General features: G+C 64.1%; 12 protein-coding genes. 4 read left to right on the top strand and 8 right to left on the bottom strand.

Translation table 11 applies throughout. The features are described from left to right. Positions 1-17: 17 nt before the first annotated feature. The gene (locus IPP90_05220) at positions 18-1,208 is read right to left on the bottom strand and encodes an Ig-like domain-containing protein (protein MBL0170123.1); all 1,191 of its coding nucleotides are present in this window, start codon (positions 1,206-1,208) and stop codon (positions 18-20) included. A 545-nt stretch (positions 1,209-1,753) separates the two neighbouring features. Between IPP90_05220 and IPP90_05215 the strand changes: the two genes are divergently transcribed. Next, entirely contained in the window at positions 1,754-2,302 is a 549-nt protein-coding gene (locus IPP90_05215) for a hypothetical protein (protein MBL0170122.1), read from the top strand. An 80-nt stretch (positions 2,303-2,382) separates the two neighbouring features. Here IPP90_05215 and IPP90_05210 read toward each other — a convergent pair whose 3' ends face one another. From IPP90_05210 to IPP90_05200, 3 genes are all read right to left on the bottom strand, one after another. Beyond that, entirely contained in the window at positions 2,383-3,054 is a 672-nt protein-coding gene (locus IPP90_05210; GenBank protein ID MBL0170121.1) for a DUF2306 domain-containing protein, read from the bottom strand. 2 nt (positions 3,055-3,056) lie between these two features. Then, positions 3,057-3,539 carry a hypothetical protein gene (locus IPP90_05205; GenBank protein ID MBL0170120.1) on the bottom strand — a complete coding sequence of 161 codons (483 nt, stop codon included), beginning with the start codon at positions 3,537-3,539 and terminating at the stop codon, positions 3,057-3,059. Between the two features lie 325 nt (positions 3,540-3,864). Then, complete coding sequence (locus tag IPP90_05200; protein MBL0170119.1) at positions 3,865-6,615, bottom strand: helix-turn-helix transcriptional regulator; 2,751 nt, start codon at positions 6,613-6,615, stop codon at positions 3,865-3,867. A gap of 184 nt (positions 6,616-6,799) precedes the next feature. Here IPP90_05200 and IPP90_05195 point away from each other — a divergent pair, with 184 nt between their 5' ends. Further along, complete coding sequence (locus IPP90_05195) at positions 6,800-7,519, top strand: hypothetical protein (GenBank protein MBL0170118.1); 720 nt, start codon at positions 6,800-6,802, stop codon at positions 7,517-7,519. 33 nt (positions 7,520-7,552) lie between these two features. Here IPP90_05195 and IPP90_05190 read toward each other — a convergent pair whose 3' ends face one another. Beyond that, positions 7,553-8,449 (bottom strand): hypothetical protein, encoded by an 897-nt coding sequence (locus IPP90_05190; protein MBL0170117.1) that lies wholly within the window; start codon positions 8,447-8,449, stop codon positions 7,553-7,555. A gap of 95 nt (positions 8,450-8,544) precedes the next feature. On the opposite strand from IPP90_05190, the gene IPP90_05185 reads away from it, so the two are divergent. Beyond that, on the top strand, positions 8,545-9,885 hold the full coding sequence (locus tag IPP90_05185; protein MBL0170116.1) for a DUF4173 domain-containing protein: 1,341 nt from the start codon (positions 8,545-8,547) through the stop codon (positions 9,883-9,885). A gap of 68 nt (positions 9,886-9,953) precedes the next feature. Here IPP90_05185 and IPP90_05180 read toward each other — a convergent pair whose 3' ends face one another. The 3 genes from IPP90_05180 to IPP90_05170 form a co-directional block, all read right to left on the bottom strand. Next, positions 9,954-10,433, bottom strand: coding sequence for a VOC family protein (locus tag IPP90_05180; protein MBL0170115.1), 480 nt, complete (start codon positions 10,431-10,433; stop codon positions 9,954-9,956). Positions 10,434-10,499: 66 nt separating this feature from the next. Continuing rightward, positions 10,500-11,546: a hypothetical protein gene (locus IPP90_05175; GenBank protein ID MBL0170114.1), complete on the bottom strand. Its 1,047-nt coding sequence runs from the start codon at positions 11,544-11,546 to the stop codon at positions 10,500-10,502. Beyond that, a complete protein-coding gene (locus IPP90_05170) occupies positions 11,543-11,884 on the bottom strand; it encodes a hypothetical protein (GenBank protein ID MBL0170113.1) in 342 nt (113 codons plus the stop codon). The genes IPP90_05175 and IPP90_05170 overlap by 4 nt, the downstream gene beginning before the upstream one ends. 94 nt (positions 11,885-11,978) lie before the next feature. Between IPP90_05170 and IPP90_05165 the strand changes: the two genes are divergently transcribed. Next, entirely contained in the window at positions 11,979-12,902 is a 924-nt protein-coding gene (locus IPP90_05165; GenBank protein MBL0170112.1) for a diacylglycerol kinase family lipid kinase, read from the top strand. Positions 12,903-12,911 lie beyond the last annotated feature (9 nt).

The raw sequence follows: 12,911 nt of genomic DNA, 5'->3' as shown, positions 1-12,911 counted from the left end.
ATCTGTGCGCTCGCCGCTTACTGTCGACACACCTCCACCCGCCAGTTGTCGATACCGTGGGACGATGTGTAGCTGCCTGACGTGCTGGTGTTCGCGCGATAGTACCCGAATTTGATCTTGCCGCCCGTCGGTCCGAAATTGAGCGGGGGGGCCCCGGGGCCTCCGGAAAACGCCGCCGCCGTAATGTTCAGGATGCTGCCAACGCCCCAGGTGTTGCCGTTAAACGCGGCCGTACCCACGGACTTGGTGTAGCGGTTGCCGCCCTGCTCAAGGAACAGTCCCCAGCCTATGCTGCGGACCAGGGTTGGCGACGGAAAAGAGATCTGGTCTTCCGAATAGTTGATGGCGGCGATGGCATTGCCAACCACACTCGGATCGTACTCGACTTCGCGACGATGGTACACCCACATCGTCCCCTGCCCGATCAAGCTGTGCTCCATTCGCCGATAGCCGGCTGTGCTTCCGCCCGTGGGCTGGAACGCCACCGTCTGCGTGTGATTCGAGCCCGTTGGATTGTCGACGACAACAGCCGTGGTCCATCCGGCGCCCAAGTCCGTCGCGAAATCGTCCGAGAGCACGAAGCCTCTGGGGCACGCTTCCACGCTTACGGTGGCATCGCCGGATATCGGAGGGTTCTCAAGAGTGCTCGCACGAATAGTGACAGGCCCGCCGACGGCTTTTCCAGTGACTTTTCCGGTATTGTCCACGTCGGCAATGGCCGGTGACAGGCTTTGCCAGGTGACACCGCGCCCGGTAAGAGTGTTGCCTTGTCCATCTTTCACCAACGCGGTCAACAGTACGGTACCGCCGACTCCGATGAGCGTTGGCGATGACGACGTCACGGTAATTGACGCCGCTGGTGCCAAGGAAGGCGTGACCGTCACGTTCGTGGTGGCCGCAATGCTGGGCGTGACGCCGGTGTATGTCGACGTCACTGTGGTACTTCCTGTGGCACTCGCTGCCGTCAACTCCCCGGACCCACTGATCGTTATCAGTGACTGCTGCAACGGCACAGACCAGTTGACCAACGCCTGATTGCCGGTGGTCACGAGTCCATTGGCGTCACGGAACTCCGCAAGGAGCTGCCGTTTGGAATTTGCGGCGAGCGAGGGATTGGCGGGATTGATCACCAAGGCGGCGGCAGGCGCGGCCGCGACGGTAATTCCCTTCGAATCCGATTTGGCACCCACACTCACGGTGATCGTCACCGGAATACCGGGAAGCGTCGGTGCCACCGCCGTGAGGGTCGCACTGCCAGAACTGCTCGTTAGCGAAATCTGCGAAGGCGAGGAGGACGACCAGGTAGGCTTCAACTCGGTACTGGTACAGGGTCCTGTGTGCGTCTCTGACGCCGAAAGCGTTGCCGTGCTCCCCCCTACGGTCATCTGCAGTGGGGCCCCTTGCATGGCGACGGTTTCAATCACGCACGGGTCGGGCGCCGGCCCGCCACCCGGCCCGCACGCCGGCACCGCGAGCCCTAGCCCGATCGTCATGCCGAGCGCAGCGAGCCGAACCACAAGTTGCGGACGATTCACAGCGTCTACCTCACGGGGTGGTGTTCCGGCAACGTCGCCGCAGCGCTCGCGCGGGCGCGATTGCAGGTCCACGATTCTACGGGCGGATTTGCGCCGCCGCCAGTCGAGCGCCATCATGTTGACGCCCGAGACGCAGCAAAGCACTGGCATGCCGCCGCCTCGGGTTGGGGACGGCGGACTGACCTTCTTCAATGCGGCCAACGCCGCCGAGGTGGCTCGTGAAAACCGTCAGCAGATCACTGGCCAGCGTACTGATCGGCGCCGCAACGCTCATGCTGCCAGCGCCGCACGCCGCGCAAACGCCGCCGTCGCCGGGCTCCGCACAATCGACAGCACCGTCGGTCACGCAAGCCCGAAACCCAAGGGTGCTCGTGCTCACCTATTTCGACCGTGTCGGCGTGCGCATGGCGGAATCCGTTCGCAGCCGCATTCGCGCCGACACCAGCGGCACGGCAATGACGGTTATTCCGCAACAGAAAATTGAGGATTTCCTGCGTGCCTCGGGCTACCCCACGCTGATCAATCTCAACGCGACCGATGCCCGCGCGCTGGGGCGGTTGGTGCGCGCGGACGTGCGGATTGTGCTCACGCTCAGTCAGGACAGTGACAGCATCCGCATGCAGGCCGGAGTGGCCGGAGCCAACGAACTCACCACGCGCCCGCTCACGTCAACGGTCTCCGCCAGCGTGGAATCGCTCAGTGCCCAGATGATGCTGGCCCTGCAATCGGACAGCACGTATTTGCGACTTCGCCGCCGACTCGACTAAGTGCGGTGTGTCCAGCGCGTCTTGGCCTCTTTGCTGAGGTGTGGGAGGGATGAGGGGCCGGAGGGGTGAGCAACGGAGCGTCAGCAGGGTGACGTAGGGTGGACGGTCTGCCTCTGCCTCCGACGCTTCTGTTGGATGACCCACTCGGCTACGGCCAGATTGATCACCCAACCGGCTCCCATCAGCACCGTTCTGGGGAACTCGCTTGGCGTGCCCACAAAGATGAACCATGGAAGGTGAGTCAGCACTTGTGTGCCAGCCCCCATCCCAATGGCATAGCCGCGCATCATCCACTCGCCGTGTGATGTGAAGTCCCGGCGTCGAACAGCATCGACGCCAAGCACAATCGAAACCGCCATCGCCGAACCGAACAGCAAGCGCATGATATACAGCCCTTCGCCATCACCGGCCGGCCAAGGATAGGTCTGGGTCATCCACAACCCCGTCAACGCCGCCAGCAGCCCGAACGCCACCAGATACTTGCCGGCCGTGCGGTGCCAGCCGCGATAACGCCGCCGTAATGCCGGTGAGAACTGCAGCGCACCGAGAATGCTGAACGGAATGACCGAGAGGAGGTGCAGCACTACCGAAAACGGCGCCGCGAAGAACCGCGCATTCTCCGCGGTGGTCGCCGCGCCACCCACGACAGAGGCGAGCCGCGCCGCGCCGGCAAGAGCCGGCACGACGCTCAACAGGATCAGCCCCGCAGGAACAAGCCAGTCGGCCCGCCGTGAGGAACTCGCGGTGCGCATGATCAGCGTGTCATGATGCGGAGTCCACCCATCACCGTCACGTCATTGCGCGTGTCCGACACACCGCTGCCCACGAGTGGCTTGAAGTTGCTGACGTAGTCACGCGCTTCGATGCGCAGTCGCACGCGCCGGACACCAATCTCACCACCCATGCTACCATAGGCGGCGGCGTTGTGCGTCCCGTCCACATCCAACTGGCGATAGTTGTAGCTGCGCGCACCCGCGCCAACGCCGGCGAATGGACGGAACGTCACGGCGTGACCATCATTCCAGCGATTGGCGCGGAGTTCGGCGCCCACGTCATAGGTAAAGACGTCAAGCTTCGGGTCACCGCTGGATGCAATATCGCGTGTGCGCGCCCAGCCGAGTGTCGCGTTGAGCGCGAGCATTGGCCGCACGAGGTAGGTGAGTTGTGCGGCACTCAGCTGGCCGGTCTTGATGGTGTTCCGCTGAACGCCCGTGGGAACGACTGCTCCGGACGTCATCAGAAACTCCCACCTCTTCTGGCTTGGGGTGGACAGTGCGGCCGAACTGTCGGTGGCTTGCGCGGACAGGGCACGGACCGCGCCGAGGGTGGAGCTAAGGGCCACAACGGCAAGCAATGAGCGAATCGACATGAGAGATCTCCAGTTCCTGGCAGTGAGCGGTATCGGATCCCGAATGGACCGACAACCGGGCGGTCACACCAATCGCGATCTGTTTCAGAATCGCGCCGTGTGCCTGCAAGGGAGTGTGCGGGAACTGGAAGGGCGTCGCCTCGACCAAAAGGTGTAGAGGCGAGGATTTCCTGAGGTGTAGACGAGGGCCGGTCTACAGCAGGTTCAGGGCCTGCGCGCGCAGGAGGGCCTGGGTCCGATGACTCACGTCCAGTTTGGCATAGGCATTGGCGACATGCCGCTTCACGGTCGCGGTGCTGATGGCGAGCTGCTCGGCGATCTCCAGGTTCCGTAGCCCCACGGCAAGAAGACGCAGGATCTCGAGCTCGCGCGCCGTGAGATTCTGAACCAGTCGGTCGGTAGCGGCGACAGGACGAGCCGTGGAAGCAAATGGCGTGGGGGCAGGCACCACGGGCTCGTCAAAGGCGCGCAATACCTGCCGGGTGTATTCGCCGGCCACGCCACGCGCCGCCGCGTGCCGCAGGAGATCGCGCATCGGGTCGCCTTCATCCACGAACAGTCGGAGATACCCCTCAGACTCACCCAAGACCAGCGCGCGCTCAAGCGGATCGAGGGCGGCACGGACGTTGGACATCGCCTGATGCGCCAGCGCCTCGAGCACCAGGATCTCGATAACGCTTCCCTTCCTTCCCCCGCGTGATGCCGCAATCATCAGGCGCTCCAGGAGTGTCAACGCGTCCTGAATCGTGCTGTGGCCCTTCTCGGCGACATACCGCGCGACGAGCAGCCTGGCCAGCGTGATGTGCTCGAACTCGCGCATGAAGTGCAGGTCATCATGCACCGACATCCCCTTCGCCCAACCCATGGCCTCGGCCAGCCTGCCCTGGGCAATCCAGATGCGCGCCCGCATCGCCGGAATGGGTCGCAGTCGTGGCACCGGACTTCTGACATCGACGCTCTCCGCTTCCGCAAGCAGGTCGAGCGCGACGCTCGCCGCCCCGCGAGCCTCCGCCACGCGCGCCATGCAGACGCACCAGCGCTGACGATTGCCGGCATAGTCGGTGCGCCCCTCCGACTCCGTGATCGTCTGCAGGAAGCGGGCAGCCGTGTCAACCTCGCCGCGTTCCCAGTACAGCTCGCTCAGCCCGAGATACAGTTCGTCGGTTTGCGGTACCGCCGTGTGCACGGCGCCCTGTGCCAGCAGCAGCCCCTGCTCGTAGGTGTGTTTCGCATCATGCAGGCGACCCTGATCCACTCTGATGTCGGCAAGCACAAATATCCCGCGAATTTCATCAAGGATATTTCCCGCCGCGCGCATGCCGGCGAGCGCGGCGGAGAACGTTTCGTGCGCGTCCTCGAGTTCTCCGTTGGCCCACTGGGCAAGTCCGAGAAGCGCATTCCCTGTGGCGCGCCCCGCGAGGTCTCCCTCCGGCATCAGCTGCAGCAGTCGTCGCGCATGCTCCGCAGTTCCAGACGTCTCGCCGAGCGCTTGAGCCAGGTACACACGTGCCGTGGCCAGATCGATCGGCAGGGAGCGCCACCGCTGCTCGTCGACAATCACCATCCGGCCCGTGTGGGTATCCGGGCGCTCACCGTCCTCGGCAACGCGCAACCACCGTTCGACGTCGTCCAGTCGCGCCTCCACCGATTCCAGCTCGCCGACATTCAACAGGGCCATGGCATACCCCATACTCAATACGGGTCGGTCCCGAACCACGGCGTCGGATAGCGTCTTCGCCCGCTCAAGCCATCGGCCGGCTTGATAGCTCCGGTCCATCGCCGGCCACTTCATCTCCAGCAGTCGAGCCACGCGTTCTGCGTCGTCAGCGGCCACGGCATGGTGCAGCGCGTCGGCCAGTGAACCGTTTCGCTCGAACCAGGTGCTGGCCCGACTGTGCAACAGGCGCACCTGATCGGCGTGCTCCCTGATGGAATGCGCACGAAGCACTTCGGCAAAGAGATGATGATAGCGATAGCACTCGAGCGTATCATCCAGCGGCACGACGAACAGGTTGCTCTTCTCCAGATGCTCAAGCAACGTCTGCGAGCCGTGTTCCGCGGTGACGGCGTCGCACAGCGGACCGGTCAGCCGATCAAGGATCGCGGTTTCAAGAAGGAAGCGCCGGATGGCTAGGGGCTGCGCGCGCAATACTTCCTGAATGAGGTAGTCCGCGATGTACCGATTGTCTCCGGAGAATGCCTGAACGAACTGCTGGACATCTCCGTGGTTCTGCAGCGAAAGCGCCGCCAGCTTGAGCCCCGCTATCCAGCCTTCGGTGCGCGTCTCCAGTGTTGACACGTCTGTGGCCGACAGGTCCAGCGCCATCACCTGATTCAGAAACGCCGACGCTTCGTCCGGCCGGAATCGCAAATCGGCGGCCCGCAGTTCCGTCACCTGTCCTCTCGCCCGCAAGCGGGCCAGAGGCAGCATCGGCTCGGAACGACTGGCGATGACGACGTGCATCCGGGGCGGCAAGTGGTCCAGGAGAAACGTCACGCCGATGTGGACCGCCGGGGCCTCGATGACATGATAGTCGTCCAGTATCAGAATGAAGTCGCGGTCAATCCCGATGATCTCATTGATCAGGGACGTCAGCACCGACGCCGTCGGCGCCTGCAACGGCGACTGCAGCATCACCAGTGCCTCGGCTCCCACGCCGGGCCAGACCTTCTGTAGGGCGCGAATGACATAGGCCCAGAACAGCGCGGGCTCGTTCTCGCTGCGGTCCAGCGACACCCATCCGACTGGTGCATCGCTGTCCGATCTTTGGGCCAGCCATTCGGCCAGCAGCGTCGTCTTGCCAAAGCCGGCCGGTGCCGACACGAGCGTGAGCTGGAGATCCGTGCCCTGACGAATGCGCTCGATCAGCCTCGTTCGTGAGACGAGACCCGGGCGCCATTTCGGGCTGTAGAGTTTGGTTTCCAGGACCGCGAGCGACTGCATGATGGCTGGTGGCGCCTGAGTCGGCGGATCAACATGAGCCGACTTTCGAATCATGCGTGCAGTGTGTGGCGGTACCCGGCCAATAGCAATGGCGCACGGCAGGATCCTTGCGCCCATCGCGCCGGGGAGATCCTTTCCGCTCGCGAATCAGCTGACCCAAGAACCGCAGGACGACACCTCCCCCGTGATCGACAGACTCCATCGGCTCGCCAAGCGCCATGCAGGCTTCATCCTCGCCGCCGCTGGCGTCGCCGCTGCGTTCGTCGTTGTGATCGGCACCGGGTACCGCGTGACGCGCACGCCCGGCTCGCCAATCGGCGACACGAGCTACCGCACAGCAATCGGCCTGCTCGTGCTGGTCCTCATGGTGGGAACGCGCAGCGTTTGGCGCCGTCGTGCGGCGGGCGACGGGCCACCGGATATCGACGCCCGCCGGCGCGGCCAGGAAGAGCAGCGGATGTCCGACGCGTCGCGATGGGCCGATCCTCCGCCCGATCAATTCTCGCCGCTGCGCAGCCGCATGGTGCCGCTCGCGCAGCGCATCGAGGCGCCCGCACATCTGCTGCCAACGTTTCAGCATTCCGCCGGAAATGGACTGCCGCACATCGAGATCAAGGACGACACCTACCACTTCGTGCGCGCTGAGCGCGGCGCCGAGTTCGAACGATTCTCCACGACGTCGGTGGACGAATTGCTGTATCGCATTTTTCGCGACGTGACATGGTCGATGGCGGCAGACCTCGCTCGGCCGCGGCGGAAGCCCGGAGAGGACTTTCGTCGCGCGATGTTCACCCAGCAACTCGCGCTGCTCGGCAGACTGAATCCGGGCTGGACGTCACGGTGTGCTGCCGAGCAGGTGGACGTGTTGACGACATTCCCGTTTGTCGATGACGCCAACGGATGACGGATGACGCGCCGCGTGCAAGGTCGCGGCTGGTCAGTCCCGTGAGAGAATCGCCAGGATCTCGTCCAGCGATTCGGCCGTGGCAATATCCCGGCGCATTGCCGCATCCTTGTCGGGATCGGGACTCAGGGAGGTGACCGCAAGCACCAGCGAGCGGACGCTTTGCGACGTGCCCGACGGCTGGTACGGAACCAGTCGGAACGTCACCGGCTCAACGCCCTGCCCGCGAACCAGCATGCCCAAAGCGCTCTTGGCAAGCTTCAGGTCGCGCACCGCAAAGATGGCGAAATGCGAATCGATCACCAGCGGATCGCTGGGGCGATTTACCACGTAGTTGCTGTTCATCGACGTCAAGTCACGCGGTTGGTCGATGATCTCGATTTTTGACGTGCCACGAACAAGGAGTGCCGGATAGGCGAGCGCGTGCACGTCGATGTCCCGCGGCGCCGGCTTGGGACGCAGCCAACCCAGCAGTGACACCACGCTGAGACCTCCGATCAGGATGCCAACACCGACGGTCGCGATGCGGATTGGCACCGGTGCGCCGAAGGCGCGCCACGCAATATGCGTGAGGGCGGCAATAGGTGGAGCGATCACGGCCATCTGCAGCACCAGGCGAAACCATCCGTCGTCCTGGCGGCCGGTCAGTTGTGCCAGACACGCCGCCTGCCCCGCCACGGCAAGCGCGAACAGCAGCAGTGCGGAGGCGTTGATCGATGCCCACGGCGGCGCGACGCGTTGCTTCTGAAGCGCCGTGAGCACGAGCGCAAGGGCCAGCAATGTCCACAACGCCACCACGCTGATGGCCAGGAAGGCGTGCGCCAGCCCATTGCCGGCCGCGTCGCTGGCGCGGAGTTGGAAGACCGTCGCACCCACGGCCAGGGTGAGGAGCGCCGCAAGCGTGGCTACGATACCCAGCACGATCGACATGGCAGAGAAGCTGCTTCGCGGATCCGTCTCCGTCAAAGATACTTTGCGTTACCAAGTACTTGACAATACGAGTCTCCGGCCAGATACTCCCTGTCATGCACTCCGAGCGCGACGTCTCAGGCCCGGTCCCGGGCGTAGTGGAGGGAGGCCTGACGCTCCTCTGGACAGCGGCGGCGGCTGTGGCCGCCTTCGGCACCTGGGTGATGTTCGACGCCTTGCCCGGCATCAATTGGTTGCTTTGGACCGGCGCGGCGGCGGCGGGGCTTGCCGCCCTGGCCCGGCAACGGGGCGTCGGTGGGGGGACCGTGGTGCTCACCGGCGCCGCCGCCACCGTCATTGCCGGCGCGGCGGCCGTCACCGCCAGTCCAGTACTGCACGTCCTGATCTGCGGTTCGGTCATCGTGTTGCTGGCGATGCAGATGCGACTGGCCGCCAATCCGTCAGTCCATCGCATTTCCGCACAGTTTGCGGTGACGGCGCCGCTCCTGGCATTCGCCAGCGCATTGGCGCACGCCATTCGCCGCGCCATCGAGGCCACCGAACTCATTCAGTCACCGCGCGCGCGGGCACGGGTGCGCGGCCTCGCTATCACGACGCCGATTCTCATCGTCTTCGCCCTGCTGCTCGCCGAAGCGGATCCCACCTTCGCGTCGTGGCGAGACGGGGTCTTCACCCTCTTGAACTGGGACGTCGTGCCGCGCGTGGTGTTTTTCACAGCGCTGCTCGGACTCGTGGTCGGTGCGTACGGATACGCGTCACGAGAAGCGCACCACGACTCGACGCCAACACCCGGGAACGCTTCGCCGACGTGGCTCGGAACCGTCGTCGCATCGGCGACTGTCGTGCTCATTATTGTTTCGGAGCGTTACGGCCAGCACGGTACGCGCGAACGGTTCCTGCGCATGCTCACCTTTGCGCTCATCACGGCAGTGCTGCTGCTGCTCGGGTCGGCCTTTCGTCGCGTGCTGCTGTACGAAGCCGCCTACGGATACACCACCGCGCGGCTGTATGCCCAGGCCTACATGACGGCGGTTGCCGGCGGTCTCCTCTGGCTTTCAGTCGAAGTGGCGGGTGAACTCGATGCGGGCCGACTCTTCCGTCGTGCCGCCTCGGTGGCGATGCTGTTGTTCGTGGCGCTCAGCTACTGGAACCACGAGGCGTGGATCGCGAAACGCAACATCGACCGTTTCGCGACGTCGGGGAAGCTCGATGTGGCCTACCTCGCCAATGAACTGTCGCCTGATGCCATTCCTGCCATCGCCGAGAGACTTCCTTTGCTGCCGGAGCCAATGCGTTCCGAACTCCGCCGTGCGGTGCAGAAGCGTTACGCGCCACGGCGAGAGATGACCGAGGGACGATGGTATGAATGGAATCTCGGTCGGGTGAGGGGCAAAGCGGTGTTCAGGACCGTCTTCGTGATCGCGGCCGACGACTAGCCTCTCCCGGGCCCGCCTCGTCGCCTCGGCCTCGACAATTATCGCCACCCCGGGTCAGTGAGGACTCGCTACTCCCGTCGTCGCGCAGCCTCGATAGTTGCGACGTCAATCTTCTTCATTGGCATCATCGCATCGAACGCCCGCTTGGCCTCGGCGCCGCCCGCCGCCATCGCCTCGATCAGCACGCGCGGCGTAATCTGCCAGTTGAGACCCCAACGGTCCTTGCACCACCCGCACGAACTTTCCGTGCCGCCATTGTCCACGATGGCGTTCCAGTATCGGTCCGTTTCTTCCTGATTGTCGGTGGCAATCTGGAAGGAAAACGCCTCACTGTGCGGGAACACGGGCCCACCGTTGAGACCAAGGCAGGGAATGCCCAGCACGGTGAATTCCACCGTCAGTTCATCGCCTTGCTTGCCGCCCGGGTAGTCACTGGGTGCCGTGTGCACCGCGGTCACCGTGCTATCCGGAAACGTGGCGGCGTAGAAGCGCGCGGCTTCGTGGGCGTCGTTGTTGAACCAGAGACAGATGGTGTTCTTTGGAATCATGTTCGTCCCCTCCTCTGCAGTCTTGTGAATGTGCGCACCGGTGTTCCGACAAATGCCCATCTGCCGTCAGCGAACGTCAGTCGCCACCAGATCCAGCCGCCCCGGATCGAACTTGAACCCCACCGACACGAATGGCTTCCGGTCGAAGTACCGGATGTTGTAGTAGTCGAACCCCGCATGATGCCGCACGAAAAAGCCGAACGTCGCGAGGTGGTCAAATAAGTACGACACCTCCGTTTCCACACGTTGCAGCGGCGTGGCGTCCGGTCCGAATCGCAACACGCCCATCACCGACCAGCGAAACACACCGGCCGCACGACGATTGACCGCATGCCGGCTCTCCTGCGCGTATCGGCCAACCACCTCGTGCGTGCCGTACGCCGTCGCCTGATCGCGATCCGTTCCGCCGGGTTGGAGTCCGAGGGGATGGACCTGATACTCCGCCCCCCACTCACGCGACGACATCATCGGACCCGTGACGTCACGGATTCGTCCGGTCCGCCGGTCGAACGCGAGCGCGAAGTAGCTGGTCGAGAAGTCGCCGTTGTCGATGTTGACCTCACGACGCGCCGCGACGGTGGCGTTGGACACCGCGCACACCGAGTCACCGTTGGCGGCCGCCGCATAGGCAAAGCCGCGCAGTCGACATCCCGACTGCCCATTGGAGTAGTGACCGAACGCCGTCAGCTTGAACCCCTGCACCGTGTACTTGAGATTGTCAGCGATTGGATTCCTCTGCATCCACAACACCTGATGTGTTGCCCTTATGCGATAGGACGGCGTTCGCACCGGACTGGACCGATCGGTGGACATGCGCATCTCGGGCAGGAACGAAAAGCCCGTGGCCATGGCGACGCGTTTCGGGAGCCATCCCTTCGAGTCACGTGTACCGGTTTTCTGCCACACCTGATCGCCAAACTGATTGAGTGCGTACAAGTGCAGCGCCGGTCGCGCCTCGAACAGGAGACGCTTCCCCGTCGGCGTCCCGAACGCAATCGTCGACGACTCCTGAAACATGTTGGACTGCTTATCCCCCACGGGCGACAATTGCGCATCCACCCGCTCGGCGCCCAGCACCACCAGCACCGCGGCAAACAGCAGACGGCCGTTCATCCCGTCACCTTTGAAAGCGCGCCGCCGTCCACGTCGCGCGAGTACGCCTTGGTGTTGCCCACCGGCGATGTCGTGAACACAAACGACAGCGGGAGTTGGTCGAGGTCGCTGGCAATCGCGGTCAGCTGCGCGCCGGTGGTGAACCGAAAGACCACCAGGCTGGTATCCGGCGCTCCGGTGTCGATTCCCATGGGCGTGTCAAGCACCGCAATGCCGTTCGCCTCGAGTACTGCGAGTACCTGCAGGTGGATCTCCGCGTGATCCTCCCCGGCAAAGCATTCCCACACCAGGGTTGCGAACTGATAGGCCATTTGCGTGCGCCTCAACGTGGAAGTCATTTCCAATATCGACGCGCAAGATTGTACGCTGGTCAGCATCGACGTCAAGCGGCAGATTCGCACGGCAGCCGGCCCCGCGCGCTAACTTCCCCCCATGCCCGCCCTCGCTGCTGCACACCTCTCCGGCCCCATCCACCTGCTGGTCAACCCGGCCGCCGGCAACGGTCGCGCACGGCATCAAACAGATCGCGCGTACGCCGCCCTCCGCACCATCGGACCCGTCAAAGTCGTCGAATCCACGCGCCCGCGCGACGAAACCCGCCTGGCCACCGAAGCCGTGCACGCGAATGCGAAAGCGCTGGTGGTCCTGGGCGGCGACGGCTCCGTCACCCACGCCGCTCGCGGACTCATTGCCACGCACTCGCATACCCCGCTGGCCATCTTCGCCGCCGGCACGGGCAATGATTTTGCCAAGTCGCTGCACATTCCCGCGCACGACTATCTGGCCATGGCCCGTCTCATTGCCAGCGGCACCTCGCGCCTCATTGACGCCGCCGAAATTGACGGCGTGCCGTTTGTGAACGCCGCCGGGTTTGGCTTTGATGTCGATGTGCTGCAGCGCACCAAAGATCCGCGTCGCCGACCGCGCATGCTGCGCGGCACCACACTGTATGTAGTCACCGCACTGCAACAGCTCTTTCGTTATCGCGGATTCTCCGCCAGTGTCAGTGCCCTGCATCACGGCGCATCGCGCGACTGGCTGACGGTGGTCTTTGCGAATGGCCAGTGGTTCGGGGGCGCCTTTCGTATCGCACCAGACGCGCTACTGAACAACGGTATGCTCGATGTGATAGGGATTGCAAATGCACCCGCTGCCACCCGGGCCATGCTCTTCGCCCGCGCCCCCCGTGGCGCCCACATCACACACCACGCGGTGAGCACCGCGCGCGCCGCTGAATTCACCCTGACATCGCTCGACGCATTGCATTTCCAGGCCGATGGCGAACCGCATCACGCCAGCAGTCGCACGGTACGCATCCGGAGCCTGCCGAACGCACTGCGCGTGATCGCGCCGTAAGCCCGACAG

The sequence above is a fragment of the Gemmatimonadaceae bacterium genome, from assembly GCA_016720905.1.
Taxonomy (GTDB): Bacteria; Gemmatimonadota; Gemmatimonadetes; order Gemmatimonadales; family Gemmatimonadaceae; genus Gemmatimonas.
Note: the sequence above shows the minus strand (reverse complement) of the source record. Positions and strands in the feature narration are given on the sequence as shown.

Excerpts from the sequence above, each read along its gene's own strand:
- IPP90_05210 (MBL0170121.1), bottom strand. The coding sequence starts at position 3,054 with ATGCGCACCGCGAGTTCCTCACGGCGGGCCGACTGGCTTGTTCCTGCG.
- IPP90_05205 (MBL0170120.1), bottom strand. The coding sequence starts at position 3,539 with ATGACGTCCGGAGCAGTCGTTCCCACGGGCGTTCAGCGGAACACCATC.
- IPP90_05200 (MBL0170119.1), bottom strand. The coding sequence starts at position 6,615 with ATGCAGTCGCTCGCGGTCCTGGAAACCAAACTCTACAGCCCGAAATGG.
- IPP90_05190 (MBL0170117.1), bottom strand. The coding sequence starts at position 8,449 with ATGTCGATCGTGCTGGGTATCGTAGCCACGCTTGCGGCGCTCCTCACC.
- IPP90_05185 (MBL0170116.1), top strand. The coding sequence starts at position 8,545 with ATGCACTCCGAGCGCGACGTCTCAGGCCCGGTCCCGGGCGTAGTGGAG.
- IPP90_05180 (MBL0170115.1), bottom strand. The coding sequence starts at position 10,433 with ATGATTCCAAAGAACACCATCTGTCTCTGGTTCAACAACGACGCCCAC.
- IPP90_05175 (MBL0170114.1), bottom strand. The coding sequence starts at position 11,546 with ATGAACGGCCGTCTGCTGTTTGCCGCGGTGCTGGTGGTGCTGGGCGCC.
- IPP90_05170 (MBL0170113.1), bottom strand. The coding sequence starts at position 11,884 with ATGACTTCCACGTTGAGGCGCACGCAAATGGCCTATCAGTTCGCAACC.
- IPP90_05165 (MBL0170112.1), top strand. The coding sequence starts at position 11,979 with ATGCCCGCCCTCGCTGCTGCACACCTCTCCGGCCCCATCCACCTGCTG.